At 67.2% G+C, this 26,560-nt stretch carries 25 protein-coding genes; 14 read left to right on the top strand and 11 right to left on the bottom strand.

Annotated elements, in window-relative coordinates; genetic code table 11:
- The first annotated feature begins 40 nt into the window (after positions 1 to 40).
- Entirely contained in the window at positions 41 to 985 is a 945-nt protein-coding gene (locus V3B46_RS17965; RefSeq protein ID WP_329892515.1) for an ankyrin repeat domain-containing protein, read from the top strand.
- A gap of 18 nt (positions 986 to 1,003) precedes the next feature.
- Here V3B46_RS17965 and V3B46_RS17960 read toward each other — a convergent pair whose 3' ends face one another.
- On the bottom strand, positions 1,004 to 1,351 hold the full coding sequence (locus tag V3B46_RS17960) for a hypothetical protein (protein WP_329892514.1): 348 nt from the start codon (positions 1,349 to 1,351) through the stop codon (positions 1,004 to 1,006).
- Between the two features lie 132 nt (positions 1,352 to 1,483).
- On the opposite strand from V3B46_RS17960, the gene rocF reads away from it, so the two are divergent.
- The 3 genes from rocF (at position 1,484) to V3B46_RS17945 (ending at position 3,129) form a co-directional block, all read left to right on the top strand.
- On the top strand, positions 1,484 to 2,404 hold the full coding sequence (gene rocF, locus V3B46_RS17955) for an arginase (RefSeq protein WP_049448235.1): 921 nt from the start codon (positions 1,484 to 1,486) through the stop codon (positions 2,402 to 2,404).
- A gap of 162 nt (positions 2,405 to 2,566) precedes the next feature.
- Entirely contained in the window at positions 2,567 to 2,704 is a 138-nt protein-coding gene (locus V3B46_RS17950) for an entericidin A/B family lipoprotein (protein ID WP_019661832.1), read from the top strand.
- 203 nt (positions 2,705 to 2,907) lie between these two features.
- Entirely contained in the window at positions 2,908 to 3,129 is a 222-nt protein-coding gene (locus tag V3B46_RS17945) for a CsbD family protein (RefSeq protein ID WP_019661831.1), read from the top strand.
- A 73-nt stretch (positions 3,130 to 3,202) separates the two neighbouring features.
- On the opposite strand, the gene V3B46_RS17940 is transcribed toward V3B46_RS17945, so the two are convergent.
- Entirely contained in the window at positions 3,203 to 3,997 is a 795-nt protein-coding gene (locus V3B46_RS17940; RefSeq protein WP_329892513.1) for a hypothetical protein, read from the bottom strand.
- Between the two features lie 108 nt (positions 3,998 to 4,105).
- Here V3B46_RS17940 and V3B46_RS17935 point away from each other — a divergent pair, with 108 nt between their 5' ends.
- The 4 genes from V3B46_RS17935 to V3B46_RS17920 all read left to right on the top strand — a co-directional run bounded on the left by V3B46_RS17935 (position 4,106) and on the right by V3B46_RS17920 (position 8,661).
- A complete protein-coding gene (locus tag V3B46_RS17935; RefSeq protein WP_032128180.1) occupies positions 4,106 to 5,398 on the top strand; it encodes a tryptophan--tRNA ligase in 1,293 nt (430 codons plus the stop codon).
- Positions 5,399 to 5,511: 113 nt separating this feature from the next.
- Positions 5,512 to 5,814 (top strand): hypothetical protein, encoded by a 303-nt coding sequence (locus V3B46_RS17930; protein WP_065724234.1) that lies wholly within the window; start codon positions 5,512 to 5,514, stop codon positions 5,812 to 5,814.
- Positions 5,815 to 5,970: 156 nt separating this feature from the next.
- Entirely contained in the window at positions 5,971 to 6,903 is a 933-nt protein-coding gene (locus tag V3B46_RS17925; protein WP_032128178.1) for an MBL fold metallo-hydrolase, read from the top strand.
- A 105-nt stretch (positions 6,904 to 7,008) separates the two neighbouring features.
- Positions 7,009 to 8,661 carry a M28 family metallopeptidase gene (locus V3B46_RS17920; protein ID WP_329892535.1) on the top strand — a complete coding sequence of 551 codons (1,653 nt, stop codon included), beginning with the start codon at positions 7,009 to 7,011 and terminating at the stop codon, positions 8,659 to 8,661.
- Positions 8,662 to 8,842: 181 nt separating this feature from the next.
- Here V3B46_RS17920 and V3B46_RS17915 read toward each other — a convergent pair whose 3' ends face one another.
- Positions 8,843 to 9,196, bottom strand: a complete 354-nt coding sequence (locus V3B46_RS17915; protein WP_229655263.1) for a hypothetical protein — start codon at positions 9,194 to 9,196, stop codon at positions 8,843 to 8,845.
- Positions 9,197 to 9,206: 10 nt separating this feature from the next.
- Positions 9,207 to 10,541 carry an MFS transporter gene (locus V3B46_RS17910; protein WP_329892512.1) on the bottom strand — a complete coding sequence of 445 codons (1,335 nt, stop codon included), beginning with the start codon at positions 10,539 to 10,541 and terminating at the stop codon, positions 9,207 to 9,209.
- Between the two features lie 311 nt (positions 10,542 to 10,852).
- Here V3B46_RS17910 and yedA point away from each other — a divergent pair, with 311 nt between their 5' ends.
- A complete protein-coding gene (yedA, locus tag V3B46_RS17905; RefSeq protein WP_032128174.1) occupies positions 10,853 to 11,758 on the top strand; it encodes a drug/metabolite exporter YedA in 906 nt (301 codons plus the stop codon).
- Positions 11,755 to 12,651: an EamA family transporter RarD gene (gene rarD / locus V3B46_RS17900; protein ID WP_154261988.1), complete on the top strand. Its 897-nt coding sequence runs from the start codon at positions 11,755 to 11,757 to the stop codon at positions 12,649 to 12,651. The genes yedA and rarD overlap by 4 nt, the downstream gene beginning before the upstream one ends.
- 118 nt (positions 12,652 to 12,769) lie before the next feature.
- Here the strand turns inward: rarD and V3B46_RS17895 are convergent, their stop codons facing one another.
- The 5 genes from V3B46_RS17895 to V3B46_RS17875 all read right to left on the bottom strand — a co-directional run bounded on the left by V3B46_RS17895 (position 12,770) and on the right by V3B46_RS17875 (position 20,601).
- Complete coding sequence (locus tag V3B46_RS17895) at positions 12,770 to 15,628, bottom strand: TonB-dependent receptor plug domain-containing protein (protein ID WP_329892511.1); 2,859 nt, start codon at positions 15,626 to 15,628, stop codon at positions 12,770 to 12,772.
- 426 nt (positions 15,629 to 16,054) lie between these two features.
- Positions 16,055 to 17,371: an ABC transporter permease gene (locus V3B46_RS17890; protein WP_329892510.1), complete on the bottom strand. Its 1,317-nt coding sequence runs from the start codon at positions 17,369 to 17,371 to the stop codon at positions 16,055 to 16,057.
- 12 nt (positions 17,372 to 17,383) lie between these two features.
- Positions 17,384 to 18,541: an ABC transporter permease gene (locus tag V3B46_RS17885; protein ID WP_329892509.1), complete on the bottom strand. Its 1,158-nt coding sequence runs from the start codon at positions 18,539 to 18,541 to the stop codon at positions 17,384 to 17,386.
- 14 nt (positions 18,542 to 18,555) lie between these two features.
- Positions 18,556 to 19,245: an ABC transporter ATP-binding protein gene (locus tag V3B46_RS17880; RefSeq protein ID WP_004137569.1), complete on the bottom strand. Its 690-nt coding sequence runs from the start codon at positions 19,243 to 19,245 to the stop codon at positions 18,556 to 18,558.
- A gap of 102 nt (positions 19,246 to 19,347) precedes the next feature.
- Positions 19,348 to 20,601 carry an efflux RND transporter periplasmic adaptor subunit gene (locus V3B46_RS17875; protein WP_154261995.1) on the bottom strand — a complete coding sequence of 418 codons (1,254 nt, stop codon included), beginning with the start codon at positions 20,599 to 20,601 and terminating at the stop codon, positions 19,348 to 19,350.
- A gap of 202 nt (positions 20,602 to 20,803) precedes the next feature.
- On the opposite strand from V3B46_RS17875, the gene V3B46_RS17870 reads away from it, so the two are divergent.
- Genes V3B46_RS17870 through V3B46_RS17855 form a run of 4 tightly spaced genes read left to right on the top strand, consistent with a single transcriptional unit; the run spans position 20,804 to position 24,293 of the window.
- Positions 20,804 to 21,700: an ABC transporter ATP-binding protein gene (locus V3B46_RS17870; protein ID WP_154261996.1), complete on the top strand. Its 897-nt coding sequence runs from the start codon at positions 20,804 to 20,806 to the stop codon at positions 21,698 to 21,700.
- On the top strand, positions 21,697 to 22,473 hold the full coding sequence (locus tag V3B46_RS17865; RefSeq protein ID WP_329892508.1) for an ABC transporter permease: 777 nt from the start codon (positions 21,697 to 21,699) through the stop codon (positions 22,471 to 22,473). The genes V3B46_RS17870 and V3B46_RS17865 overlap by 4 nt, the downstream gene beginning before the upstream one ends.
- A gap of 6 nt (positions 22,474 to 22,479) precedes the next feature.
- Positions 22,480 to 23,694: a sensor histidine kinase gene (locus tag V3B46_RS17860; protein ID WP_329892507.1), complete on the top strand. Its 1,215-nt coding sequence runs from the start codon at positions 22,480 to 22,482 to the stop codon at positions 23,692 to 23,694.
- Positions 23,691 to 24,293 carry a response regulator transcription factor gene (locus V3B46_RS17855; RefSeq protein ID WP_005407733.1) on the top strand — a complete coding sequence of 201 codons (603 nt, stop codon included), beginning with the start codon at positions 23,691 to 23,693 and terminating at the stop codon, positions 24,291 to 24,293. The genes V3B46_RS17860 and V3B46_RS17855 overlap by 4 nt, the downstream gene beginning before the upstream one ends.
- A 555-nt stretch (positions 24,294 to 24,848) precedes the next feature.
- On the opposite strand, the gene V3B46_RS17850 is transcribed toward V3B46_RS17855, so the two are convergent.
- Complete coding sequence (locus tag V3B46_RS17850) at positions 24,849 to 25,385, bottom strand: cytochrome b (protein ID WP_329892506.1); 537 nt, start codon at positions 25,383 to 25,385, stop codon at positions 24,849 to 24,851.
- Positions 25,382 to 26,485: a catalase family peroxidase gene (locus V3B46_RS17845; RefSeq protein WP_154262002.1), complete on the bottom strand. Its 1,104-nt coding sequence runs from the start codon at positions 26,483 to 26,485 to the stop codon at positions 25,382 to 25,384. The genes V3B46_RS17850 and V3B46_RS17845 overlap by 4 nt, the downstream gene beginning before the upstream one ends.
- Positions 26,486 to 26,560 lie beyond the last annotated feature (75 nt).

The raw sequence follows: 26,560 nt of genomic DNA, 5'->3' as shown, positions 1-26,560 counted from the left end.
CCTATGGTGGCTGCCCTCACGCCCTTCTGGTGGCACCTGCATGTCCAATCTTCTGGCCAAAGCCGCCGAGAAACAGGATCTCGACCGCATCGACGCGCTGCTGGATGCCGGCGCGGACATCGAGTGGCAGCACAAAGGCACCGGGCGCACCCCGCTGCTGTCGGCGGTGATCGCCGGAAAGGCCGACTCGGTGGTGCGGCTGCTGGACCGTGGCGCCAACATCCAGCACGCCTGTACTGCGCTGGGTTACACCGCGTTGGGTTGGGCTGCCAATGCAGGCGACACGAAGATCGGACACATGCTGATCGCGCGCGGCGCCTCGTTGGACGCGGCCTCGCCGGAGCTGCGGCGCACGCCGCTGATGGTGGCGGCACAGGGCGGTCATCTGCCGATGGTCGAGCTGTTGCTGGCTGGCGGTGCTGATGTCGCACGCGTCGATTTTGAAGGACGCAATGCGCTGGCACTGGCTGAAGAGTGCGGGCATGCGGCCGTGGTGCAGCGCCTGCAGGCAGCCGGTGCACAGAGGCCACCTGCGCTGGAGGAGGCGCCAGCGCTTGCGTGGCCCGAACCGGCGGCAGACGGTGACCCGGCTGCAGTGGTGCGCGGCTATATGCTGGCCTGCCACGCCTGGGAAACGCGTGGCTACCGTGATGCCAAGGGCGGTGGAGACCTGCTGGGCAGTGCGGCGTTCCAACAGGAGCGCGCGGATATCCTCGCGGCCTGGTGCACCGATCGCAAGCGGGTGTATTCCACAGGCATGGCGGTGGGCAACCCGCCGGTACACGTGCCGGAGGATCTGTTGGCCGCCACCAGCCAGCCGACCGCGTCGAAGGCCGAAGTGCTGGTGCGCGATCATCCGCAGAAGTCCCGCGCGCTGCGTTACGAACGCCTGTTCGTACTCAAGCGCGTGGCAGGGCAGTGGCGGATCGACGTGCTGAAGAAGCGCCTGTTCCGCATCGAGGCGTGGTCGTCGGCGATTCTCTGAGCGCGACCCGCCGCGCCGTCAGCCGCCGGTCTTCCGCAGCAGCACCCACGCCAGCATCAGGGCGAACGTTCCGAACAACGTCAGGCCGAACCACAGCGCGGCTACCTTTACGTTGCCGATCAACGCCGCCAGCATACGGTGCAGCTCGCTCTTCAGGATCGGGTATTCAGCGTGCGCCTTGCGTAGACGCTGCCAACCGAACCCGAAGAAGACCAGGAACGAGAACGGCATCAGCAGGAGCGCCGCCTGGATCAGCCAACCGTTCGGCGACGCATCGGCCTTGCCGTTCAACAGAAGCACAAAGGCGGCAATGGGCAGCGCCCCGATGAAGAAGCGTGGCCAGGCGGTATTGATGAAGGGCGACATCGCAATCTTCCATGAGGGGCGGTCGGGTCCGCGCGGCATCATGCCATGCCAATGCCCTGCTGCACCGCCGCGAGTGGTGTCACACAGCTCTGGCTAGACTGTGCTTCTTTTTCCCCACCGCAGGAGGCACCCATGGCCCATCCCATTTCCGTATCCCTGATTGGCGTTCCCACCGATGTGGGTGCGGGCCATCGCGGTGCCCGGCTGGGGCCGGAAGCGCTGCGCGTGGCGGGCCTGCCGGAGGCGCTGGAGGCGCGCGGCGTGGACGTGCGCGACCTGGGCAACCTGGATGGCCCGCGCAACCCGTGGACGGCGCCGGTGGAAGGCTACCGCCACCTGGATGAAGTGGTGGCGTGGAACCACGCCTTGATGGAAGCCAGCTATGCCGAACTGCAGGCCGGCCGCATGCCGATCATGCTCGGCGGCGACCATTGCCTGGGCATCGGTTCGATCACCGCCGTGGCGCGCTGGTGCCGCGAGCAGGGCAAGACCCTGCGCGTGCTGTGGCTGGATGCGCATTCGGATTTCAACACCAGCGATGTCACCCCGTCGGGCAACATCCACGGCATGCCGGTGGCCTGCCTGTGCGGCCTTGGCCCGGACGCGTTGACCCAGCTCGGTGGTAGCGCACCGGCGATCACCCCGGCGCAGATGCACCAGATCGGCATCCGCTCGGTGGACCCGGAAGAGAAGCGCCTGATCAAGACCCACAAGGTGGATGTCTATGACATGCGCTACATCGACGAGAACGGCATGAAGCGCGCTGTCGAAGCGGCGCTGGCCGGCATCGACGAGAACACCCACCTGCATGTCAGCTTCGATGTGGACTTCCTCGACCCCAGCATCGCGCCGGGCGTGGGCACCACCGTGCCGGGCGGGGTGAATTACCGCGAGGCACAGCTGGTGATGGAAATGATCGCCGACACCGGGCGCATGGGGTCGCTGGACATCGTCGAGCTCAACCCCTTGTTGGACAAGCAGAATGCCACCGCCGAGCTGGCCGTGGACCTGGTCGAAAGCCTGTTCGGCAAGTCCACCCTGATGCGCGATTGAAGGCGTCCCCTGAACGGAATCCCGAACCGTTCACACCCGCTCCACGCCCCTGCCGCCAGATTGCACTTCACGCGGCGGCAGTGGGCATTGGTGCCCTCCCGCCGAGCGAAAGAATCCCATCCGCGAATGAAGCGGTATAGCGGCGAACCCAAGGAGAAGCCCATGAAGCGCGTAGTTGCCCTGATGCTGTTGTCGATGTTCTCGGTGGCCCTGCTGGCCGGTTGCAACACCGTGGCCGGTGCTGGCAAGGACGTGCAGAAGGCCGGTGAAAAGGTTGAGGACGCCGCCAAGGGCAATTGAGCCCGGCGCGGACTGGAATGCGAAAAGGCCGGGAATCATCCCGGCCTTCTTCGTTTGTGCTTTCAGCAGTACGACTGTCGAAGCGGAGTGAACCATTCAAGCAGGTGAGCACGCATTTCATTGCCGGTTGACCGGTACTCAACAGCGACTGCGCGAAGCTGGAGCCACGGTAAGAACGCCGTTGCAACCAAGGACTCCCAGCAATGAACAAAGACATCATTTCCGGCAAGTGGTCGCAGCTGAAGGGCAAGGCCCAGGCCAAGTGGGGCGATCTGACCAACGACGACTTCGATGTGGCCGAAGGCAATGCCGAGTATCTGGCCGGTCGCCTGCAGGAACGTTACGGCTGGGCCAAGGACCGCGCCGAGAAGGAAGTCCGGGATTTTGAAGACAGCGTGCGCAAGGACTATCCGGACTACAAGTAAGCACCAGGGTTCGCCCTACAACACAACGCCCGCACCGAGAGGTTGCGGGTGTTGTGTTGTCTGGGCGGGAGGATCAGCGCGCCGGCGGGTCCGGCACGTAACGGTTGGGGAAGGCCTGCGGTTCGCGCGGCAGGCGTGAGGGCGAATCCACCAGGATGCCGCGTGCACGCAGGTTGCGGGCGCTGTCGTAACGCAGCTGCAGTACCTGGGCCGGACTGCGGCTGGCACGTTCGAAGTCGGTATCGCGCACCGAAGACTGCTCGCGTGCACCGTGGCCGGTGCCCAGCGCTGGCGCCTGCGACTTGTTGGCGTAGCCCTCGATGCGGCTGGCGCTGGCATCGGCCGCGGCCTCGGCGGCCGGGGCCGGTGCTGGCAGGCCACGGCGCAGGATCGGTTGCGGGTACCAGCGGCGCGCTTCCTCGAACACCGCCACGCCCACCACGCCGATGTTGTCCGGGCGGCCGGTGCGGCTGGCATAGCTGCCGCTGGGGCTGCTGAACACGAACTGCGCCACTTCATCCTGGCTCTTGCGCCAGCCGGTGATGTCGGCGCGCTGGCCGGGATTGAGCACGTAGCCGGTCTGCGAGGGATCGGCATCTTCGCCGGAGATGGCGTTGACGCCGTCCACCGACAGCACCACCAGCACCCGGCGCGGGCTGTCGTTGTACAGGCGCACGGCGTAGCGGTGGCCGCGCTCGCCGGCCACCCAGCGCTGGCCCTCGGCGGAGTAGCTGCGCAGTTCGGTGCCGCGGTCGCGGTCGACCAGGGCCATGCGCACGGGGCCGCCCTCGTACACCGGCGGCGGCATCGGGGCCGGGCGGAAGCCGGCCAGGGGCAGGATCAGCAGCAGGGGCAGCAGGCGTTTCATCGGGCGTCTCCAGCGGGGTTGCGTGAATGAACGCGCCGCAGGCCCTGACGGGGTTGGTGGCGTGCAAGGTAAACTGGCCCCGTTCATCGAAGGTTACCCCACGCAGTCATGACGACCCGAGTCCTTACCGGCATCACCCCCTCCGGCACGCCCCACCTGGGCAACTACGTTGGCGCCATCCGTCCGGCCATCGCGGCCAGCCGCGCGCCGGGGATCGAGAGCTTCTTCTTCCTGGCCGACCTGCACAGCCTGATCAAGTCGCAGGACCCGCAGCGCACCCAGCGCGCGACCCTGGAGATCGCGGCCAGCTGGCTGGCCTGCGGCCTGGACCCGGAACATGTGTGGTTCTACCGCCAGAGTGACATCCGCGAGACCACCGAGCTGATGTGGTTCCTGACCGCCATCGCCAGCAAGGGCATCCTCAACCGTGCGCATGCCTACAAGGCGGCAGTGGACAAGAACCGCGAGGAAGGCGTGGACGAGGACGCAGGCGTCAGCGCCGGCCTGTTCATGTACCCGGTGCTGATGGCCGCCGACATCCTGATCTTCAAGGCCAACCAGGTGCCTGTGGGCCGCGACCAGATCCAGCACATCGAAATGGCGCGCGATTTCGCCCAGCGTTTCAACCACGTGTACGGCAAGGAGTACTTCCCGCTGCCGGATGTGGTGATCGACGAGCAGGTGGCGACGCTGGCCGGCCTCGACGGCCGCAAGATGAGTAAGAGCTACCACAACACCATTCCGCTGTTCGTGCCGCGCGAGGAGCTGAAGAAGCTGGTGTTCTCGATCCTGACCGACTCGCGCGCACCCGGCGAGCCGAAGGACACCGAAGGCTCGGCACTGTTCCAGATGTACCAGGCCTTCGCCACCCCGGAACAGACCGCGGAGTTCGCCAAGGCGTTCGCTGCCGGCATCAGCTGGGGCGATGCCAAGCAGCAGCTGTTCGAGCGCATCGACAGCGAGCTGTCGCCGCTGCGCGAGCGCTACAACGCGCTGATGGCCGAGCCGGAGAAGATCGAGGCGCTGCTCAAGCGCCGTGGCCAGCAGCTGCGCGAGCAGCTGGCAGCCCCGCTGCTGGACGAGTTGCGCCATGCGGTGGGCCTGCGCGACCTGTCCAGCGCCGGCGACATCGCCAGCGAGGATGCCGGCGTGGCCCGCGTGGCACCGCCGCTGTTCAAGCAGTACCGCGAAAAGGATGGCCGCTTCTACTTCAAGCTGACCGCTGGTGACGGCACGCTGCTGATCCAGAGCGAAGGTTTCGATTCGCCGCGCGATGCAGGCCAGCTGATCGCGGTGATCAAGCAGGCCGAGCAGGGCGACCAGCTGCAGAGCGAGCTGTTCAAGCTGGAAGCGGAAGTGGATGTAGTGCTGGCAGCGCTTGCGGCGCTGCGAGCCGACTGATCGGTAGATGCCGACCTTGGTCGGCGCCGTTGAAGGGCGGATGCCGGCCAGCGGCCGGCACTACCCGTGAACGAAGGTCATGGCATGATGTCCGCGATGACATGGAGTCTGCGATGGCCTGGTTGTCGCTGCTGCTGTTCCTGCCCTGGTTCCTGCTGCTGGGCAGCCTGTACTGGCTGTTCCCGCGCCAGCCGCGCACCGCGCGGCGGCGCCTGTTCGACAGCACCACCCTGGTGCTCGCATTCGCGCTGAGCATCGTGTCGATGCTGTGGGGCTACCGCATTGGCGTGGTACAGCCCGGCGCCGGCCCGATCTGGCCGCAGGTGCTGGCGGTGCTGTACGCCTACGGCGCATTCCTGGCGGTGCTGGTGCTGGCCCTGTTGCTGCGGCCGCGGTTCGCATTGCGCTCCGGCTGATCGGTAGTGCCGGCCGCTGGCCGGCACATGCATTCTCCTGGCTATCCCGAGGTTGCCGGCCAGCGGCCGGCACTACCCGACCAAAGCCGCATCGAACCCGGGCCGCCTGCGCGCCTACCATGGGGGTCTGTTCCCGATCCTGCCAGGTGCGTGCCGATGACCGCCGACCCCAGCATCCACACCATCGATACCGGTTTCCAGCGCCCGGATTTCGACGCGGCTTACCTGATCGTTGAAAACGGCCGCGCTGCGTTCGTCGACTGCGGCACCGGCCTGTCGGTGCCGGCGATGCTGCAGGCGCTGGCCGACGCCGGCCTGGGCGTGGAGGCGGTGGACTGGCTGCTGCTCACCCACGTGCATCTGGATCATGCAGGCGGTGCAGGCCTGCTGATGCAGCAGTTGCCGAATGCGAAGGCGGTGCTGCACCCGCGCGGTGCGCCGCACATGATCGATCCGACCCGCCTGATCGCGGGTGCCACGGCGGTGTATGGCGCCGAAGAGATCGCGCGAAGCTATGGCCGCATCGAGGCGATTCCGGAGCACCGTGTGGTGGTGGCCGAAGACGGCCACCGCATCGACCTGGCCGGCCGCGAGCTGGTGCTGCTGCATACGCCGGGCCACGCGCTGCACCACTACTGCGTGTGGGATGCGCGCAGCCGCAGCTGGTTCACCGGCGATACGTTCGGTATCTCCTACCGCGAGCTGGACAGTGCGCAGGGTGCTTTCATCTTCCCCACCTCATCGCCGGTGCAGTTCGATCCGGAGGCGATGAAGGCCTCGATCCGGCGCATGCTCGATTACGCGCCGCAGGCGATGTACCTGACCCACTACGGTCGTGTGGAACAGGTGGAGAAACTGGCCGACGACCTGTTCGAGCAGATCGATGCGATGGCCGCCATCGGCCGCCAGTGCGATGGCCGACCGGACCGCCACCGCTGCCTGCTGGCTGCGCTGCAGGCGCTGTACCTGGAACGTGCGCAGCTGCATGGCTGTGCGCTGGACGATGCCGCGGTGACCGCTGTTCTGGCGATGGACATTGAACTCAACGCGCAGGGCCTGGCCTGCTGGCTGGACCGCATCAGCAGGTAGATCCACGCCACGCGTGGATGACGTGGACCCAGGCTGCGCCGTGATGTCACGACCACGTTACACTCTGGTGACTTCCAAGCTAGCCGTGGTACTGCCGTGAATCCGATGCGCGTGTTGCTGCTGTCGTCCTGCCTGTTCGTCGGTGGCCTGGCCCATGCGGCCAACGACCTGCCCGGCGGCGGCATCGATCCGCAGGCACTGTCGCGCCATGTGCGCGTGCTGGCGTCGGATGAATTCGAGGGCCGCGCGCCGGCCACCGAGGGTGAAGAGCGCACGGTGCAGTACCTGATCGAGCAGTTCCGCAGCTATGGCCTGCAGCCGGGCGGCGTGGACGGCAGCTGGGTACAGCCGGTGCCGCTGGTGCGCGCACAGCTGGAGGGCGCGGCCAAGGCCAGCCTGTCGCTGAAGCAGGGCAAGCGCGCGCTGGCCAACGGCGTGGACGTGACCCTGCAGAGCCTGCAGCCGCGCAAGCGCGTGCAGATCAAGAATGCGCCGCTGGTGTTCGTCGGCTACGGCATCGACGCGCCGGAACGCCAGTGGAACGACTACAAGGATGTGGACCTGCACGGCAAGATCGCCGTGGTGCTGATCAATGACGCCGATTTCGAAGCCGATGCGCCGGGTGCGTTCGACGGCAAGGCGGTGACCTACTACGGCCGCTGGACCTACAAGTTCGAGGAAGCCGCACGCCGTGGCGCCGAGGGCGTGCTGATCGTGCACGAGACCGCACCGGCCGCCTATGGCTGGGCCACGGTGAAGAGCTCGGGCACCTCGCCGCTGTTCGACATCGAACGCGGCCAGGCCGAGGCGATGGCGCAGCACACGCCGCTGCGTGGCTGGATGCAGCGCGAGCTGGCCGAGGCGATCTTCGCCGACGCTGGCCTCGACTTCGATGCGGAGAAGCGCAAGGCCATGCGTGCCGACTTCCGCCCGGTGGCACTGGACAACGCGAAGCTGAGCGTGGATTTCGCGCTCAAGCGCGAGCAGGTGGTGACCCGCAACGTGGTGGCCAAGCTGCCTGGTGGTGAACACGCCGACGAGGCGGTGATCTTCTCCGCGCACTGGGATGCCTTCGGCATCGGCCAGCCCGATGCCAAGGGCGACCGCATCCGCCGCGGTGCGATCGACAACGCCACCGGTGTGGCCACCGTGCTGGAACTGGGCCGGGTGTTCGCCGCCGGCCCGCAGCCGCAGCGCACGCTGTACTTCGTGGCCCTCACCGCCGAAGAGAAGGGCCTGCTGGGTGCCAGCTACTATGCTGCGCACCCGCTGGCGCCGCTGGACAAGACCGCTGCAGTGCTGAACATCGAAATGTTCAGCCCGGATGGCGCGACCCGCGACATCGCCTCGTGGGGCAAGGGCCGGGTCTCCCTGGAAGGCGACCTGGAACGCGTGGCCAAGGCCCGCGGCCGCAGCTACAGTCCGGACCCGAACCTGGAAGCCGGCTTCTTCTACCGCGCCGACCACTTCGCCTTCGCCCGCCTGGGCGTGCCGGCGATCACCATCGGTCCGGGCCTGGACAAGCTGGATGGTGGGGTTGAAGCCGGCCGCGCGCTGCGCGAGAAGTACTTCGCCGACTGCTACCACCAGGCCTGCGATGCGTGGACGCCGAGCTGGGACCCGAGTGGCCACGCCGCCGACACCCTGCTGGTCTACGACCTGGGCGCCGAGCTGGCCAACAGTCGCCGTTGGCCGACGTGGGAAAAGGAATCGGAGTTCCGCGGCGCGCGCGACAAGAGCGAAGCGGCCCGCCGCTGATGGGGTAGTGCCGGCCAGCGGCCGGCCCGCCCCGGGCTGCGTCCGCGCCCGCGCCCCCCCGGCCCAGCGCCCCCCCCGCCGGCGCCCGGGCGGGGGGGGCGGGCGCCGCGCCCCCCCCCCCCGCGGGGGGGGGGGGGGGGGGGGGGCGGGCCCCCCCCCCCCCCCCACGCCCGGGTATTCGTCAGCGCCGGCGCAGCAGCTTCCATGCGCCCCAGCCGCCGGCGGCGAGCGCTGCCAGATAGCACGCCACCATCGTGCGCAGTCCAACCGGCGACCCTGCATTGATGCCGCGATGCAGGCGCAGCTGCAGCGAGCTGTGGCCGCTGCCCAGGTCCACCGCCAGCTGCAGCGCCAGCGCGGCGCAGAACACCAGCAGGGCAATCCCGAACCCGACGCGCGGCCACGCGGCCTGCGCGTTGGGGCGGCGCAGCAGCCAGGCCAATGCCGTGGCTGCGGCCAGCGTCGCCGCGATCCACATCAATGGCGTGGCGGGAGACGCAGCGGCCACCGGCAGTGCACCGGTGGCCGCGATCATGACGACGCGCTTACTTGCGGGTGCCGTCGAGCCAGTTCGGGCCCTTGTTGGTGAGGAAGAACACATAGACCACCAACGATACCGCGATCGTCGCGGTCACGTAGATGGCGAACCAGTCGACGTGGCCGGTCTTCAGCGCGCCCTGGTACAGCAGTGGGGCGGTGCCGCCGAACAGCGAGTTGGCCAGTGCGTAACCCAGGCCCACGCCCAGTGCGCGCACATGGGTGGGGAACAGCTCGGCCTTCACCACGGCGTTGATGGAGGTGTAGCCGGTGAGGATGACGAACGCCAGCGCCAGGGTCAGGAACGCCAGGGTGGCGTCATGCTGGTGCGGCAGCTGGGTGATCAGGTACCAGCTGTACAGCACGCCACCGACGCCGAAGAACACCAGCAGGGTCTTGCGGCCGATGATGTCCGACAGCCAGCCACCGACCGGCTGCAGCACCATCAGGAACGCCAGCACGCCCAGGTTGATCAGGGTGCCGGTCATCGGATCGTTGCCGGCGAAGGCGCTCTGGATCATCTTCGGGCCGTTCACCGAGTAGGTGTAGAAGGCCACGGTGCCGCCGGCGGTGATCAGGAAGCACAGCAGCAGCGGCCGCCACTGGTGCACGAACAGTTCGTACATCGAGCCGGACTTCCGTGCCTTGCCCTCGCGTGCGGCCTCGATGGACGACTCCGACAGCGATTCGTCCATGCCCCGGCGCAGCCAGAACACCACCACCGCGGCGATGCCGCCGATGCCGAAGGCAATGCGCCAGCCCCACTCGGAGATTTCCGGCTTGCCCCAGAAGGTCAGCATCAGCAGCAGGGTCAGCTGGGCCAGCACGTGGCCGCCGACCAGGGTGACGTAGTGGAAGGACGACAGGAAGCCGCGGCGGCCGGGAATGGCCGCTTCGGACATGTAGGTGGCGCTGGCGCCGTACTCGCCACCGGTGGCGAAGCCCTGCAGCAGGCGTGCGAACAGCAGGATGACCGCGGCCCAGATGCCGATGCTGGCGGCGGTGGGGGTGATGGCGATCAGGAACGAACACAGCGCCATCAGCGTGACCGAGACGGTCAGCGCCAGGCGGCGGCCATGGCGGTCGGCGAAGCGGCCGAAGAACCAGGCGCCGATCGGGCGCATCAGGAAGGTCGCCGCGAAGATCGCCCACACGTACATCGTGGAGTTCTTGTCATCGGGCGAGAAGAACTGCGATTCGAAGTACACGGCGAACACCGAGTACACGTAGACGTCGTACCACTCCACCAGGTTGCCGGCGGAGCCTTTGAGGGTGTTGGAGATGGAACGCCGCAGTGCGGCGCCGTCGGTGCTGGGGACAGCGGAATGGGACGTGGTGCTCATCCGGGTGGGAATCCTCGATGCGGCGCTTCCGTGCGGGAAAGATCGGTGCCAGCCGCGCGCGGGGCGCTTGCGGCCAGCCTCCTAGGTACTGCATCCCACGTCAACGCCGGGTGCCGGAGGAGCGGGCGCGGGATGGGACCGGACAGGGTGACAGCGGGTGCCGGATGGGCCAATAGCTAAATCGTCGTACGCCCTGTCGCGTCCCACATCCTGGAAAATTGCCCATCCGCATTGCAGTGTGTCGAAAAACGGGGTGATATCCGCCAGCCGAACGTCCTAGAATCCGCCTTCCCCCGGCTCCTTGGTGTGTCATGTCGGCTCCCCCCTCTTCGTCTGCGGCTGCCCCCCGGGGTGGCCTTGTCGCGCTGGCACTGCTGCTGGTCTACGTGGTCTGGGGTTCGACCTACCTGGGCATCGCCAAGGCCCTGCACGGCGGCGCGCTGCCGCTGACGATGGTCTCCGGCAGCCGCTTCATCATTGCCGGTGGCCTGATGTTCCTGGCCTTGCGCCTGTTCTGGAAGATGCCGAACCCGACCCTGCGGCAGTGGCGCAACCTGGTCATCATGGGCGTGACCATGCTGGTGCTGGGCAACGGCATGGTGGTGCTGGCCGAGCGCGAGGTGTCCTCGGGCCTGGCGGCCACCGCGGTGGCTTCGGTGCCGCTGTGGATGGCGCTGTTCTCGGCGCTGCGTGGCCAGCACGCCAGCCGTGGCGAGTGGCTGGGCATCGCCATCGGTTTCCTGGGCGTGGTCTGGCTCAACGCCGGCAGCAGCCTGACGGCCTCCCCGACCGGGCTGGTGCTGCTGCTGATCGCGCCGATCGGCTGGGCTTTCGGTTCGGTATGGGCGCGTGGGCTGGACCTGCCGGGCCCGTTCATGACCGCTGCCGGGCAGATGCTCTGCGGCGGCGTGCTGCTGGTGCTGATCGGGCTGGCGGTGGGCGAGCGCCCGACCACGCTGCCCGATACCGGTGGCCTGCTGGCGATGGCCTATCTGTGCGTGTTCGGCTCCATCGTCGCGTTCACCGCCTACGTGTGGCTGCTGCAGAACGTGCGCCCGGCGCTGGCGGGCAGCTATGCGTACGTCAATCCGGTGATCGCAGTGCTGCTGGGCGCACTGCTCAACGGTGAACGGTTCGGTTGGCGCGACCTGCTGGCGATGGTGGTGATCCTATTGGGTGTGGTGGTGTTGACGATGGCAAGGACGCGGAAGAAATGAGCATGGACGAAAAAGAACAACGCCGGGGCCTGCTGGTCACTGCCTCCACCTTCGTGATCTGGGGCCTGGTGCCGGTGTACTGGCACCTGCTCAACGAGGTGCCCTCGTTCCAGATCATCGCCCACCGCATCATCTGGAGCACCGTGCTGGTGCTGGGCTGGCTGCTGCTCAGCTCGCGCCTGGGCTGGTGGCAGAAGATCGCCGCGCAACCTCGCGCGCTGCCGATCCTGCTGGTGTCGAGCCTGACCATCGCCTTCAACTGGGGCCTGTACATCTGGGCGGTCAACGCCGGCCATGTCATCGAGACCAGCCTGGGCTACTTCATCAACCCGCTGGTGAACGTGCTGCTGGGCGTGCTGGTGCTGAAGGAACGGCTGCGCCGCCTGCAGTGGGTGGCGGTGGCGATGGCGGCGGTGGGCGTAGCCTGGCTGACCATCGACGCCGGCACGCCGCCGTGGATCGCGCTGGGCCTGGCCTGTTCGTTCGGCCTGTATGGCCTGCTGCGCAAGCTGGTTTCGGTCGACCCCGTGGCCGGCCTGGGCGTGGAAAGCCTGTACCTGTTCCTGCCGGCGCTGGCGTTTGCGATCTGGGCCGAGAATGGCCATGGCGGCGCGTTCTTCCATGGCTGGGGCTGGCGCAACGATCTGCTGCTGATCTTCGGCGGCGCAGTCACCGCAGTGCCGCTGATCGGCTTCGCCTACGGTGTGAAGCGCATTCCGCTGTCGCTGGTCGGCATCCTGCAGTACATCGCGCCGAGCTTGCAGCTGCTGCTGGGTGTGTTCTTCTTCCACGAAGCGTTCGACACCGCCAAGGCGATCGGCTTTGCCGCGATCTGGGCCGGCCTGGTGCTGTTCGTCGGCGACAACATCCGCACGATGCGCGCCAAGCGCTAGCGCCGCGCCCGCTCGGCTTACACGTGTGCACAGAAAAGAGCGGCGCCCCGAGGGGCGCCGCTCTGCTTCCATCCACAGCCAGGAGAGAGTTGGCTGTGACGGGAACGCGGTTGCAGGCTTAGAAGCGCTGCTGGTACTTCATGTACATGAAGCGGCCGATGTCGAAGCCACCGTAGTAGGTGAAGCTGCTGTTCGGCTGGCTGTACATGATCGGACCCTGGTGGTCGAAGACGTTGTTCACGCCCAGCGACACGGTGCCGTCCCACGGCAGGCTGTAACGCACCTGCAGGTCGTGGAAGGTGTTGGAGCCCACCTTGCGGCTCGGCTGCGCATCGGTGTACGGCGAGACGAAGCCGGCCATGTTGCAGTCCGGGCCACCGCCCAGGTCATACGAGCAGGCTTCCTTCATGCCGGAGTAGTAGCGGGCGGTCCAGCCAATGCCCAGGTCGCCGTACTGCCAATCCAGGTTGAAGGTCGAACGTACGCGGAAGTTGCCCTGCCAGCCGGTCTTCTGCTCCACCGGCGTGGTGGCGGCGCTGTCGTTGCGCTGCTCCAGGTAGTCGGTGTAGGTGGTGTTCCAGGTGGCGGCAAAGCGGCCGAACGAGGTTTCCGGCAGGCGGTAGCGCAGGCTGAAATCGTAGCCAGCGGTTTCGCGGTAGCCCGCATTGACCAGCGAGCGGTCCAGCGCCGTCACCTGGCCCAGCGTCTTGGCGCTGTTGGAACGGGTGAAGCGGCCGCAGGCCGAATCCACGCCCTGCACGTAGCACTGGTTGAGGATGTCGGTGGCCGACTCACCCACGATCGCGTTGTCGATGCGGATCTTCCACCAGTCCAGGCTGACGTCCAGGCCCGGCACGAACTCGGGGCTGTACACCAGGCCCACGGTCCAGGTCTTGGCGGTTTCCGGCTTCAGGTTCGCATTGGAACCGGAGTCGAAATCGGCGATGCCCTGCTGGCCCGGACGGTTGGCGACGTTGCCTTCCGACGCGGTCTGCTGGCGGAAGTTCGCCGGCACCTTCAGCGCCTGGCAGCGTGCGGCCACGGTCGAGCTGCTGGCAGCGATGCCGAACGAGGTATCGCACGGATCGGTGAACGAATCACGGCTCTTCACCGCACCGCCGTACAGGTCATCCACGGTCGGCGCACGGAAGCCGGTGCCATAGGTAGCGCGCACCAGCAGGCTGTCGATCGGCTTCCACTTCAGGCCGAACTTGCTGTTGGTGGTCGAACCGAAGGTGTTGTAGTCGGTGTAGCGGCCGGCCAGGTCCAGCGACAGTTCACGCGCGAACGGCATGTCGGCCAGTAGCGGTACCTGCAGTTCCAGGTAGACCTCGTTGAGCGAGTAGTCGCCACGGGTCGGCTGGCCGGTGGTGCCGGCGATCTGGCCCTTCTGCACCATCAGGTCCGGGGTGTAGCTGGCTTCTTCGCTGCGGTGCTCGAAGCCCATCGCGGCCATCACGTCGCCGGCCGGCAGGGTGAACACCGAACCGGAGATGTTGGCGCTGGCGACCTTGGTGGTGCTCTTTATCTTGTCGACGAAGCGGGTGAACAGGTAGTCCTTCACGTCCTGGTTGCTCAGCGAGCCCGGGCCCGCATAGCCCATCGGCGCGGCCGGGTTCCACGGCACGCAGCCGGCGATCACTGCACCCGGGCTGCCGCAGCGTGCCACGCTGCCATCCATGAAGGACGGGCCGACGGCCTGGTCGACGTGCGGCTGGTACATGCTGCCGGTACCGATGCGCTCGCCTTCATTGCGGTTGTACATGTAGCTGACGTTCCAGTCCCAGTAACGCGAACCGGTCTCGAAGCTGCCTTCCAGGCCGATGCTGGCGCGCTTGGTGTCCAGGTTGTTCTCGGTCGCACGCGGCATTTCTTCGGTGCGGTGCGAGAACAGCACGTCCTGGCCCCAGTGGTTGAACGCGCTGTCCTTGGACAGGGCAGCACGGGAACCGTTGCGCGCCTGTGCGGTGGACACCGAGTAGGGGTAGCCGGCCAGGTGCTTGGTCGACTTGCGCTTGCTGTACAGCGCGTCGGCCACGATGCGCAGGTCATCGGTGATCGAGAAGCCACCGTTGGCGAACACCGAAGTGCGCTCCATGCCGCTCAGCAGGCTCATGTTGGTCTTGGTGTTGGCGCCATCGGCCGGATTGGGCGTGTGGAAATTGCCCTTCTGGCTCGGGTCGCCGCCCGGCCCCACGGTCAGTGACTTGCCGTCGACGGTGACGCCGCCCCACTGCGTGGTCTGGTTCAGTGCCTTGACGTCGTCAGGATGGCGCGGGCCCCCCGGGTAACGGCTGAACTCGCGCTCGCTGCCGAGGATCTCGTCTTCCTTGGTGCGCTCGGCGCCAACGCTGAACCAGCCGCGGTCGAAGGTCTTGCCGAAGGTCGCGCTGTAGGAACGCTTCTGGCCGTCGCCTTCACCGTACTGGCCAACGTAGACGCTGGCTTCGCCACCATCGAAGTTCTTGCGGGTGATGATGTTGACCACACCGGCGATGGCATCCGAGCCGTACAGCGCGGACGCGCCATCAGTCAGTACCTCCACGCGCTCGACGATGGCCGAGGGAATCGAAGCCAGGTCGGAGTAGCCACCGGCGCTGACGCCCATGCGGCGGCCGTCGATCAGCACCAAGCTGCGTTCCGGGCCGAGGTTGCGCAGGCTGACGTACGTGCCGCCGAAGTCGCGCGAAGAACTCAGCGACGACGAGCGGCTCAGGCTCGGTGCGCCGGCAGCGGTGACGTCCTGCAGGATGTCGGCGACGTTGATGTAACCCTTCTTCTCGATCTCGGCGCGGCTGAGCGCGACGACCGGCTGTGCGGTCTCGACACTGGCCTGGCGGATGCGCGAGCCGGTGATTTCGATGCGGTCGAGGTTGGTGGGGGTATCGCCGGCGCTCTGTGCGAAGGCGGGGGTGGTGCAGCTGGCGGCCAGCGCGATGACGATCGCGTTGCGCAGCGGAGTGGTTTTCAGGGACATCCGTGAAATCTCGTGTTTCAGGAAAAACATGCGCCCGTTCTATGGGCGCGTGGGGTGCTGCAAACCAACGTGGGGGCGCGATTCTAGAATGTTTCCATTCGTAACTGTTTATCGCTGTGCCGCGGATGTGCGCGAAAATGAATCGCAACCAACAATCCACAGATGTGATGTGCGCAACGTCACGTGCGTTGCGTTTGCGGTGGGCAGAGGCATCGATAGCGGCGGATTCACCGCAATCTGTAGCAGTGCGTGTGCGCAGGCATCCATCACGCATGGCGTGGATCTACTGGACGTACTGGTTCATCACCAGGCCTGGCTGCATCGCCCTCGGTAGATCCACGCCATGCGTGGATGACGCGCAAAAAAAAAAGGACGGAGCCTTCGCTCCGTCCCCTGCGCAATGCGCGTTGTATCGCTGCGTGATGCTCAGGTTTCGCGCAGCGCCGTGGTGATCGGCAAACGTGCCGCGCGCAGTGCCGGGAACAGGCCGCCGACCAGGCCGATGCCCAGCGCCCACTTCAGCCCATTCCACAGCAGTTCCGGCGACACATGGAACTTGAACACCACCGCGCTGAAATTGCTGCCTATGGTGGACACGCTGTAGTTGTTGAACAGCAGCCAGGCCACCGCACAGCCCAGCAACCCGCCCATCAGCGCCAGCAGCATGGTTTCCAGCATCACCGCGGTCACAACCGGCAGGCCGCGGAACCCGATCGCACGCATGGTGGCGATCTCGCGTGCACGCGTCGCGACTGCGGCGTACATGGTGTTGAGCGCACCAAACACGGCGCCCACCGCCATGATCGTGCCGATCACCTTGCCAAGGATGTCGATCAGCTTGGTCAGGCCGCCGCCCTGCTTGCTGTAGTACGCACGCGTGGTTTCCACGTCCAGCTTCAGCCGAGGATCGGCCGCTACGGCCGCCTTGAACTGTTCGAAGCCAGCCTTGCCATCGGTGCGCACGCTGATCGACTGCCATGCACTGCGTTGGTAGGTGGTGGCCAGCGTATCGGCATCGGTCCACATTTCCGAATCGTGCGCATCCCCCGAGGCGAACACACCCACCACGGTCCAGGCTTGGTTGCCCAGGGTCAGCGTCTTGCCGACGTCCAGATCGCGGAACTGTCCCCGCGCGCCCTGGCCGACCACGATCTCGCGCAGGCCAGTGCCGAACGTGCGACCCTGCACGATCTTCACCTTGTCATGCACTGCCCACGCCTGTGGGCCAACGCCGCGGAACTGCGCGTTGACGTCGGTGCCATCGGCCTTGGAGACCAGGTTCACCACCTGCGACAGCTCCGGCGACAGCAGCGGTCGGCCTTCGCCATCGCAGCTGATGCCGGGCAGGGTGGACAGCATCGGCACCTGCTCGCGGGTGATGACCGAATTGGTCTCGGCCTGCGAGCCGCCACGCAGCACGATGGCGGTGGTGTCATCGCCGGTGTTGTTGAGCGTGGCCTGGAAGCCCTCACCCATGGCCAGCATCGCCACCAGCACGCCGACCACGCCGGCAATGCCCACCACGATCACCGAGGAGGCACCCCAGCGCTGCGGCAGGCTGGCGATGCCGATACGGGTGGCCGCCAGCGCCAGTCGCCCGCTGCGGGTCAGCAGCAGCCACAGCGCCACCAGCACCGCCACGGCCAGCACACCGACCCACGGCAAGCCGATCCACAGCACCAGGCCCACCGCCAGCAGCAGCACGGTCAGCGCATTGCCCAACCACTTCTTCATCCTGTTCATCGGGAGTCCTCCTCAGCGACCGGCCAGTGCATCGACGATCTTCAGGCGCTTGGCGCGCAGCGCGGGCAGCAGCCCGACCACGACGCCGATCACCACGATCAGGCCGATGCCCACCAGCCAGGTGGGGGTGGGTACGTGAGGTGGCAGCATGCCCATGCTCTTCGGTGCGATCGCCGGCAGCACCAGTGCGGCCAGTCCCATGCCGATCAGGCCGCCGAGGCCGATCAGCAGCACCGACTCGACCATCACCAGCGTCAGCACGGTGCTGTCCTTGAAGCCCAGCGTCTTCAGCGTGGCCAGCTCGGGAATGCGCTCGCGCACGGCCTGCGCCATGGTGTTGCCGGTCAGCAGCAGCAGGGTGAAGAACACCGCGCCCATGATCGAGGTGACGATCATGCCGATATCCGCGAACTGCTTGACGAAGGCCTGCTGGAACGCCGATTCGGTCTGGGTCTTGGTCTCGTGGTCGGAGTTGGCCGAGATCGCATCGATGGCCTGCGCCACGCGGGAGGCATGTTCGGGGTTGTCCAGGGTGATCGTGTACCAGCTCACCTGGTTCTTGATGTAGTCGTTGGATTCGTCGAAGTATTTCCAGTTCATCATCAGCTGGCGTTCTTCGTTGCTTGCCTGCGCGCGGTCCTTCGAGCGGAAGATGCCCTTCAGCTCCAGCGGCCAGTCATTGCTTCCGCCGCGCGGGAAGATCGTGGCCTGCAGCGGAATGGTGTCGCCGATCTTCCAGCCGAACTGGTTGGCCAGGGTCTCGCCGACGATGGCGCCGGTGCGGGTCTGCTTCCAGTCTTCCAGCTGCGCCGGGTCGATCTGCAGTTCGCGGTAGACGTCGAAGTAGTTGGGCGACACCGAGAAGTTCGGGAAGAAGTTCTTCGGGTCCTGGTAGATGCCGCCGAACCACATGCCATAGGCCACGTCGCGTACGCCATCGACCTGGCGGATCTGCGTTTCCAGGCGGATCGGCAGCGACTGGGTGATCGACAGGCGCGAGGCGGTGACCAGGCGGTTGGCACCTTCCACGCTGCCGCCGGAATTGAACGCCACGCGTACCGAGTCGAGCATGCCGAACAGCAGGAACGCCGCGACCACCGAAAGCAGGGTCAGCAATGTACGGGTGCGGCTGCGGAACAGCTGTGCCCACACCAACGAGAAATATTTCATCGCCGTGGCCTCCGTCAGTGGGCCAGCGGCGCGTCGGCCAGCTCGCCCTTGTCCAGGTGCACCGTGTGCGTGGCGTACTCGGCGGCCTTCGGGTCATGGGTGACCATGATGATGGTCTTGCCGTGTTCGCGGTTGAGCTGCTGCAGCAGGCCGAGGATCTCCTCGGCGGACTGGCGGTCGAGGTCGCCGGTCGGTTCGTCGCAGATCAGGAAGGTCGGGTCGGAGACGATTGCCCGCGCGATCGCCACGCGCTGCTGCTGGCCGCCGGACAGTTCATTCGGGCGATGGCTGCGGCGGTCGGCCAGGCCGACCAGGGTCAGTGCAATCTCCGCGTTGCGCCGGCGCTGCGCGGCATTGAGGTGGGTCAGCAGCAGCGGCAGCTCCACGTTCTTCTGCGCGGTCAGCATCGGCATCAGGTTGTAGAACTGGAACACGAAGCCGACGTGGTGGCTGCGCCAGGTCGACAGCTGGCCACCGCTCATCTGGTCGATGCGCTCGCCTTCGATGCTGATCTCGCCGCCGCTGGGGTTGTCCAGGCCACCGATCAGGTTGAGCAGGGTGGTCTTGCCCGAACCGGACGGGCCCATCAGCGCGACGAAGTCGCCGCTGGCGATGTCCAGGTCGATGCCGTGCAGCACCTGCACCTTTTCGGGGCCACGCTGGTAGGTCTTGGTGATGTTGCGCAATGAAACCAGGGTCGACATGGGTGGTTCTCCACGGAAGGCGGGAAACAGGGAAACGCGCCGGCGGCGGCCGCGGGCGTGCGTCGAACGGTGCTGCCGGCGGCGCCCGTGGGCGCCAGGCCGTTACTGCGCTTGTTTCTGTTGCACCTTGGCGCCATCGCGCAGGGTGTCGGGCGGGTTTACCACCACCAATTCACCTGCGCTCACGCCCTTGAGGATCTGGCGGTCCTTGCCCATCGCCTGGCCGGCCTCGACCGTGCGCTGCTGCACGCGGTTCTCGTCACCCAGCACGAAGGCCACCGAGGCGCCGTCGCGCTGGACCACGGCGCCGCCCGGCACGCGAACGCCCTGCGGCTTGGCCGCGGCCTGCGGCTGCGCCTGTTCCAGGAAGCTGACCCGCACGCCCATCTCCGGCACGATGCGCGGGTCTTTCACCTTCAGCGCCACGCGCACCTTCACCGTGGCCTTGCCGCGGTCGGCGGTGGGGATGATGGCGATCACCTCGCCGGGAATCTTCCACTCCGGATAGGCGTTGAGCGTGGCTTCCACCGGCATCTTTGGCTGCACGCGGCCGATGAAGGCCTCGCCGACCTCGACTTCGATCTCCAGCGAGTCCATGTCGACGATGGTGCCGATGCCGGTACGGGTGAAGCCACCGCCGGCCGACAGCGGCGAAACGATTTCGCCCGGCTGCGCCGCCTTGGCGGTGACCACGCCGGAGAACGGCGCGCGCACGATGTTGTTGTCCACGCCCAGGTCGGCGATGGCCAGCTGGTCGTTGGCAACCTTGACGTTGCGCTGTGCGGTGTCCAGCTGTGCACGCAGGCTGTCGCGCTGGGCCACCGCCTGGTCGTACTGCGAGCGCGACACCAGCTGCTGGCCGACCAGCGCCTGCAGGCGGCTGGCTTCGGCGGCGGCCTGCTTCTGCTGTGCTTCCAGCCCGGCCACCTGGCTGCGTGCGGCCTGCAGCTGCGAGGCATACAGGCTGCGCTGCGCGTCGGCATCGATCGGGTCCAGCGTGGCCATGATCTGGCCCTGCTCCACGCGCATGCCTTCCTCGATCATCACCTCGCGCACCTTGCCGGTGATCTTGGCCGAGACCGTGGCCATGCGCCGCGCAACTACATATCCGCTGGCGTCGAGCACCGAACTGCTGGCGTTGCCCTGCTGGATGGCCACCGCCGGCGCGGTTTCCACTTCCACCGCTGGCGTACGCCCGAACAGGGCGAAAGCGACAGCGGCCAGCAACAACACGACCACGATGATCGCGATCCACAGCCAGCGGCGGCCACCACCACTGCCACTCCCACCGGAGGCGGGCGGCGGGGACTTGCGGTCGATACGGAGTTCCTTCAACAGCTCGGCAGAAGCGTTCATTCGTTCCATCACAGGCATTCGGGCGGGTGTGACCGGAAGGGCAGACGGCGGCGGTTCCGGCGGTGGAGCGTGCGGCACAGCATGAAGGCAGGCACAGCGATGACGGCAGTGACAGCTGTCACCCGATGACACTGACGGCGGCAACTGCGAAATGTGACCACGGCGGCACAGGATGGCAACGTCCCCGCTACCGGTACCGCCCATGGATCCGATCGCCCCATCGCTGGCCCGCCTGCAGCAGGTGCAGGTGCGCTATAGCGACCATACCGCCCTGCATGGCATCGACCTGCAGGTACGCGCTGGCCAGGTGCTGGCGCTGCTGGGCCGCAACGGTGCCGGCAAGAGTACCGCGATCAGCGTGTTGTTGGGCCTGCGCCGCGCCGATGTCGGCCAGGTCGAGCTGCTCGGCGGTGACCCGCAGCAGCGCAGCAGCCGCCTCGGCCTGGGCCTGATGCTGCAGAGCACCAGCCTGCCGCCGATGCTGCAGGTGGACGAACTGGTGGCGCAGGCCAGCGCCTGCTATCCCGACCCGATGCCGTTGCAGGAGGTGCTGCAGCGCGCTGGCCTGCAGGCGCTTGCAGGCCGCCGCTATGGCCAGCTCTCCGGCGGCCAGCAGCGCGCCGTGCAGTTCGCCATCGCGCTGTGTGGGCGGCCACGCGTACTGTTCCTGGACGAGCCCACCACCGGCCTGGACATCCAGGCGCGGCAGGTGATGTGGCAGGCGATCCGGCAGCTGGTGGCCGAAGGCTGTGGTGTGCTGCTGACCACCCATTACCTGGAGGAAGCCGAAGCGCTGGCGCAGCAGGTGGTGGTGCTGGAGCAGGGCCGGGTACTGGCCGACGCGCCGCTGAGCGAGCTGCGCCTGGCCGATCGGCCGCGCCGCATCCGCTGCCGCAGCGGGTTGCCCATTGAGGACGTGCAGCAGTGGCCGGGCGTGCAGCAGGTGCAGCGCGACGGCGAGCACCTGCAGCTGCTGGCGAGCCCGGCCGAGCCGGTGGTGGCGCGCCTGCTGGCCGCCGACGCGCAGCTGCGCGAGCTGGAAGTACAGGGCGCGGCGCTGGCCGACGCCTTCCTCGACATGACCCGGGAGGCCGCATGAACACCCTGATCCGTACCGCCAGCGCGCCAGCAGCCTCATGGCGCAGCGTACTGCGCCCCTACCGCGCCGAACTGCTGGCCGAACTGCGCCGGGCCTGGCGCACGCCGGCGTTCGCGGTGCCCTCGCTGCTGTTTCCGGTGCTGTTCTACCTGCTGTTCGGCGTGCTGCTCGGGCGTGGTCACGCGCCGCTGTATCTGTTGGCCACCTACTGCGTGTTTGGCGCGATGGCCCCGGCCCTGTTCGGCTTCGGCGTGCAGCTGGCGCTGGACCGTGAAGGCGGCCTGCTGACCCTCAAGCGCGCACTACCGATGCCGGCGGCAGCACCGCTGCTGGCGCGGCTGGCGATGGCGGTGATGTTCGCGCTGCTGGTGGCGTTGCTGCTGATCGGCGTCGCGCGCGTGTTCGGTGGTGTGCAGCTGCAGGCGTTGCAGATGGTGCAGCTGCTGGCGGTGGCGGGCCTGGCGGCGTTGCCGCTGGGGGCGATCGGCCTGCTGATCGGCAGCCATGTCAGTGCCAGCGCGGCACCGGCGATGGTCAATCTGGTCTACCTGCCGCTGGCCCTGCTGTCGGGCCTGTGGCTGCCGCTGTCGGCGCTGCCGAAGCTTTTCTCGACGATGGCCCCACTGTGGCCGGCCTGGCATCTGGCGCAGCTGGCGCTGCCGGTGGTCGGGCTGCCGTCGGTGGGCAGCGTGGCCGGCCATCTGCTGGTGCTGCTGGCAGTGACCGTGGTCGCGTTGCTGCTGGCGCGCCGGCGCCTGCGCCGGATCGGCTGAACTGGCATGATCGGCAGCGATCGTCCCCGCCTGGATCCTCCCGTGTCGTCGAGCTGGCTTGCGTCCCTGCTGCGCCCCGCACCGGATTCGGCGGTGGCCGAGCTGCTGCGGCGTGGCAAATCGCCCTGGAGCGGTGCGATCCACCTGCTGTGGTCGGTATGGATCTTCCTCACCCCGGTGCTGGGGAACGGCTTCACCCTGCGCTGGCTGTTGCTGACCCTGGTCAGCTATCCGCTGTTCCTGCTGTTCTACGCCAAGGTGATGCTGGCGCCACGGCACCATGCATGGCGTTACGCGCTGGGCATGATCGTGATGGCCCTGGTACTGCTGCCGTGGTACCCCTCGGGACTGAGCTATTTCGTGTTCGGCTGCGTGATGATCCGCATGAGCAGCCGGGGCGGCTGGTGGCAGTACCTGCTGCAGCTCACCGGGCTGAACCTTCTGTTCTGCAGCACCGCGCTGTACTTCGGTTATCCGTGGCAGGCCATGGTGTGGATGCCGGCGGTCTCGTTCATCGTCGGCCTGGTGGTGAACGTGGAGGCCCTGAGCCAGCAGCGTGACGTCGCCCTGCAGCTGTCCCAGGACGAGGTGCGGCGGCTGGCGACCACCGCCGAGCGTGAGCGTATCGGCCGCGACCTGCACGATCTGCTGGGCCATACCCTGTCGCTGATCACGCTGAAACTGGAACTGGCGCGCAAGCTGCACGACCGCGGTGATGTGCGCGCGCGGCAGGAGATCGGCGAGGCCGAGGACATTGCACGCGAAGCGCTGGCACAGGTGCGCAGTGCAGTGACCGGCATCCGCGCCAGCGACCTTGCTGGCGAGCTGGCATCGGCGCGCCTGCTGCTGGAATGCCAGCAGGTACATCTGCAGTACACGACGCCGCCAGCGATGCCGGTTGAGGTGGAGCGCGGGCTGGCGCTGGTGTTGCGCGAGGCCGCCACCAACATCGTGCGCCATGCGCAGGCGACCCGGGTGCAGGTGGATTTCATGCTTGAGGATCGACAGTTGGTGATGCAGATACGCGATGATGGCCGTGGCGGCGTGCATGCCGAGGGTAATGGATTGAGTGGCATGCGTGAGCGGGCCGCAGCACTGGGTGGCCAGTTGACGCTGCAGTCGCCGCGCGGGGCCGGCACGGTGCTGACGGTACGGGTGCCGTTGATGGCCGCGACCACGCCGCTGTCATCCACGTCGTTGGCGCAGGACGGTGCCGCATGATCCGCATCCTGTTGGCCGAAGACCAGGCGATGGTGCGCGGTGCACTGTCGGCGCTGCTGGGCCTGGAGCCGGATATCGAGGTGCTGGGCAGTGCTGCCGATGGCGAGGCCGCCTGGCGCATGCTGCAGCAGCTGCAGCCGGACATCCTGGTGACCGACATCGAGATGCCGGGCCTGAGCGGGCTGGAGCTGGCGCAACGCATCGCCCGCCACGAACTGCCGATCAAGGTGGTGATCGTGACCACCTTCGCCCGTGCCGGTTTCCTGCGCCGCGCGCTGGAAGCGGGAGTGCTGGGCTACCTGCTGAAGGACGCACCGGCCGAGAACCTGGCGGACGCCCTGCGCAAGGTGAAGCAGGGCATCCGTGCGATCGACCCGCAGCTGGCGCTGGATGCGTGGTCTCAGGCCGACCCGCTGACCGACCGCGAGCGCCGCGTGCTACGGCTGGCGGGCGAGGGCCGCACCGCCAGCGAGATCGCCGAGCAGCTGGGGTTGTCGCACGGTACGGTGCGCAATTACCTGTCCGAGTGCATCGGCAAGCTGGGTGTGGCCAATCGGATCGAGGCGTATCGGCTGGCGCGGCAGAAGGGGTGGTTGTAGTGGCGCCCAGCTGTTCCCAATGATGTCGTTTCCGCGACCGCGGGTGGGTGTCACTTTCTTTGCTCGTGCAAAGAAAGTAACCAAAGAAACACGCCGCCAGATCGCGAGCCGGCGCTGCGCGCCGGTGCCCTGCGCTTCTCGGTGAATCAGGGGACGGCGCCGAACTCGCTGCGCTCAGACATCGGCGCCTCTTCGCCCCTGATTCCCCTGCGATGCTCGGCTCGCTAAAAGGCGGACCCAACGTCAAAAGCCGATGTTGCACCCCGTAGGTCCACGCCATGCGTGGATGCTGTTGCCATTGATCTTGACCTTCAAGTCCGCCTTGAGCGAGCCGAGCACCGCAGGTCCGGCGAGGGCGAAGAGGCGCGGGTGTCTGAGCGCAGCGAGTTCCCGCGCCGTCCCTCGACGGATCGAGGAGCGCAGGGCACCGGCGTGCGAAGCACGTCGGCTCGCGGCCGGCGGAGCGTTTCTTTGGTTACTTTCTTTGCGCGCAAAGAAAGTGACACCCCTCCGCAGTCGCGGAAACGATCCGGCGGGAACTCCCGGCGAACCCGCTCAATCCTTCCCGCGCGCCATCGCCTGGAACACCCCATCACGCCGCACCCACAGGTGGAACAGCGCCGCACCCACATGCATCAGCACCGTGGCGAACAACACATACGCCAGCAGGCTGTGTGCATTGCGCAACGCGGCGTACAGCGCCGGGGTGTGTGGCACGATCGGCGGCAGGTGCAGGCCACCCCACAGCACGATCGGGTAACCGCCGGCCGACAGCATCGCCCAGCCGATCAGCGGCATCGCCAGCATCAGTGCATACAGCATCCAGTGCGAGGCCTTGGCCGCCATCACCTGCCATACAGGAAGATCCGCCGGCAACGGCGGTGGGCGATGGCGCAGCCGGTTGTACAGGCGCAGCAGCACCAGTACGCCGATGGCGATGCCCAGCGGACGGTGCAGATCGATCAGCATCGGCCGCAGCTGCAGCGAGGCGACCATGGTCACGCCGATGAACAGCATAGCGATGATCATCAGCGCCATGGACCAGTGCAGCACGCGCGCGAGCAGGTTGAAGTGGCCGTTGCCGGTGCTCATCGTGCGGCCTCCTTCGGTTGCTCGACGTTGCCGGTGGCGCGCTCGCGTTCGCGTCGGTTGAAGGATTGCGAGTACACCGCCGAGCGGGCGGCCAGGATCGGATCGTCACTGCCGCGCACGCCGCTGGGCAGGATCAGCGGATCGAAGTTGATCTGGCCGCACGCGCCTTGTTCCTGCGACTGCATGCGGTCCAGGCTGAGTACGCCGGCCACCACCTGATCACGCGACTCGGGCCACGGTACCGACGGATCATCGATGGCATCGCCAGGCTCGGCGGTGGTGACGACCAGGTTCCAGCGCACCGGGCCGCTGGCCAGGCGCTGCTGCAGTTCCTGGCTGAGGAAATCGACGCTGGCGTGCTTGCGCGTTTCCGCATCCATCTCCACCACCGGTGCCTGCGGCTGCCAGCGCCAGCGCACCGCGCGTTTCTGGCCCTGCGCGTTGGTGAACCAGAAGCTGTTGACGCTGTTGAAGGTGGTGTCGGCCCAGCTGCTGGTCCACGGCGCCGTCTTGGCCCACTGCTGGAACGCCTGCGCACTGGGGTACCTGGCCAGTACGGCGGCCATCTTCTGCGGGTCGGGCTTGCCGGTGGCAGGGTCCGGGATGGAGGCACGCGTCTGCGCGTAGAACGCCTCGGCGTTGGGCACGGCAAAGAACGGGAAGCTGTTCATCGCCATCCGCCATTCCTGGCCATCATCGCTGACCATCTGCACCGCGAGGCTGCGCACGCGTGCGGTGTTGTCGGCGCCGTAAGGGTCGCCGCCGCCGATCGACAGGCGGCCCATCACCGGTACGCGTGACTGCGAGAACACGCGGGCGCTGGACAGGGTAGGGGCCTGCGCACTGGGTTCGAACCAACCGCTTACACACACGCCCTTGCTGTGCGCACGACGGAACCCGGGATGGGCGGGGCCGGTAGCTTCGATGGTGTCGGTGAAGCGCTGCGCGGTCAGGCGGTCGCCGATCCAGCCGGCCAGCCAGGCGAAGGCCAGCGCGACGGCACCCAGAATGAGCGCGATCAGTGCGATCCAGGGCAGCGGCGAATGCTTGCGCGGTGCGCCCGGTGTCTGGCCGGCGCGGGTGTAGCGGAAGAGCGACATGGTCGGAGTCCTGCCTTCACGGAGCGTGTGGGTGGTCGACCCACACATCCTCGCAGAACCCGGCCGGGGCCGAAA

The organism is Stenotrophomonas sp. SMYL11, assembly GCF_036320005.1.
Classification (GTDB): domain Bacteria; phylum Pseudomonadota; class Gammaproteobacteria; order Xanthomonadales; family Xanthomonadaceae; genus Stenotrophomonas; species Stenotrophomonas maltophilia_A.
The sequence above is the reverse complement of the archived record's forward strand: the minus strand, read 5'-3'. Positions and strand labels throughout refer to the sequence as shown.

What these genes read in the sequence shown, in the direction of transcription:
- V3B46_RS17870 (WP_154261996.1), top strand. Translation starts at nt 20,804, where the DNA reads ATGGATCCGATCGCCCCATCGCTGGCCCGCCTGCAGCAGGTGCAGGTG.
- V3B46_RS17930 (WP_065724234.1), top strand. Translation starts at nt 5,512, where the DNA reads ATGGCCTGGTTGTCGCTGCTGCTGTTCCTGCCCTGGTTCCTGCTGCTG.
- V3B46_RS17950 (WP_019661832.1), top strand. Translation starts at nt 2,567, where the DNA reads ATGAAGCGCGTAGTTGCCCTGATGCTGTTGTCGATGTTCTCGGTGGCC.
- V3B46_RS17920 (WP_329892535.1), top strand. Translation starts at nt 7,009, where the DNA reads ATGCGCGTGTTGCTGCTGTCGTCCTGCCTGTTCGTCGGTGGCCTGGCC.
- V3B46_RS17940 (WP_329892513.1), bottom strand. Translation starts at nt 3,997, where the DNA reads ATGAAACGCCTGCTGCCCCTGCTGCTGATCCTGCCCCTGGCCGGCTTC.
- V3B46_RS17860 (WP_329892507.1), top strand. Translation starts at nt 22,480, where the DNA reads ATGATCGGCAGCGATCGTCCCCGCCTGGATCCTCCCGTGTCGTCGAGC.
- V3B46_RS17855 (WP_005407733.1), top strand. Translation starts at nt 23,691, where the DNA reads ATGATCCGCATCCTGTTGGCCGAAGACCAGGCGATGGTGCGCGGTGCA.
- V3B46_RS17875 (WP_154261995.1), bottom strand. Translation starts at nt 20,601, where the DNA reads ATGAACGCTTCTGCCGAGCTGTTGAAGGAACTCCGTATCGACCGCAAG.
- V3B46_RS17895 (WP_329892511.1), bottom strand. Translation starts at nt 15,628, where the DNA reads ATGTCCCTGAAAACCACTCCGCTGCGCAACGCGATCGTCATCGCGCTG.
- rocF (WP_049448235.1), top strand. Translation starts at nt 1,484, where the DNA reads ATGGCCCATCCCATTTCCGTATCCCTGATTGGCGTTCCCACCGATGTG.
- V3B46_RS17925 (WP_032128178.1), top strand. Translation starts at nt 5,971, where the DNA reads ATGACCGCCGACCCCAGCATCCACACCATCGATACCGGTTTCCAGCGC.
- V3B46_RS17885 (WP_329892509.1), bottom strand. Translation starts at nt 18,541, where the DNA reads ATGAAATATTTCTCGTTGGTGTGGGCACAGCTGTTCCGCAGCCGCACC.
- V3B46_RS17945 (WP_019661831.1), top strand. Translation starts at nt 2,908, where the DNA reads ATGAACAAAGACATCATTTCCGGCAAGTGGTCGCAGCTGAAGGGCAAG.
- yedA (WP_032128174.1), top strand. Translation starts at nt 10,853, where the DNA reads ATGTCGGCTCCCCCCTCTTCGTCTGCGGCTGCCCCCCGGGGTGGCCTT.
- V3B46_RS17845 (WP_154262002.1), bottom strand. Translation starts at nt 26,485, where the DNA reads ATGTCGCTCTTCCGCTACACCCGCGCCGGCCAGACACCGGGCGCACCG.
- V3B46_RS17960 (WP_329892514.1), bottom strand. Translation starts at nt 1,351, where the DNA reads ATGTCGCCCTTCATCAATACCGCCTGGCCACGCTTCTTCATCGGGGCG.
- V3B46_RS17890 (WP_329892510.1), bottom strand. Translation starts at nt 17,371, where the DNA reads ATGAACAGGATGAAGAAGTGGTTGGGCAATGCGCTGACCGTGCTGCTG.
- V3B46_RS17910 (WP_329892512.1), bottom strand. Translation starts at nt 10,541, where the DNA reads ATGAGCACCACGTCCCATTCCGCTGTCCCCAGCACCGACGGCGCCGCA.
- V3B46_RS17935 (WP_032128180.1), top strand. Translation starts at nt 4,106, where the DNA reads ATGACGACCCGAGTCCTTACCGGCATCACCCCCTCCGGCACGCCCCAC.
- V3B46_RS17880 (WP_004137569.1), bottom strand. Translation starts at nt 19,245, where the DNA reads ATGTCGACCCTGGTTTCATTGCGCAACATCACCAAGACCTACCAGCGT.
- rarD (WP_154261988.1), top strand. Translation starts at nt 11,755, where the DNA reads ATGAGCATGGACGAAAAAGAACAACGCCGGGGCCTGCTGGTCACTGCC.
- V3B46_RS17850 (WP_329892506.1), bottom strand. Translation starts at nt 25,385, where the DNA reads ATGAGCACCGGCAACGGCCACTTCAACCTGCTCGCGCGCGTGCTGCAC.
- V3B46_RS17865 (WP_329892508.1), top strand. Translation starts at nt 21,697, where the DNA reads ATGAACACCCTGATCCGTACCGCCAGCGCGCCAGCAGCCTCATGGCGC.
- V3B46_RS17915 (WP_229655263.1), bottom strand. Translation starts at nt 9,196, where the DNA reads ATGATCGCGGCCACCGGTGCACTGCCGGTGGCCGCTGCGTCTCCCGCC.
- V3B46_RS17965 (WP_329892515.1), top strand. Translation starts at nt 41, where the DNA reads ATGTCCAATCTTCTGGCCAAAGCCGCCGAGAAACAGGATCTCGACCGC.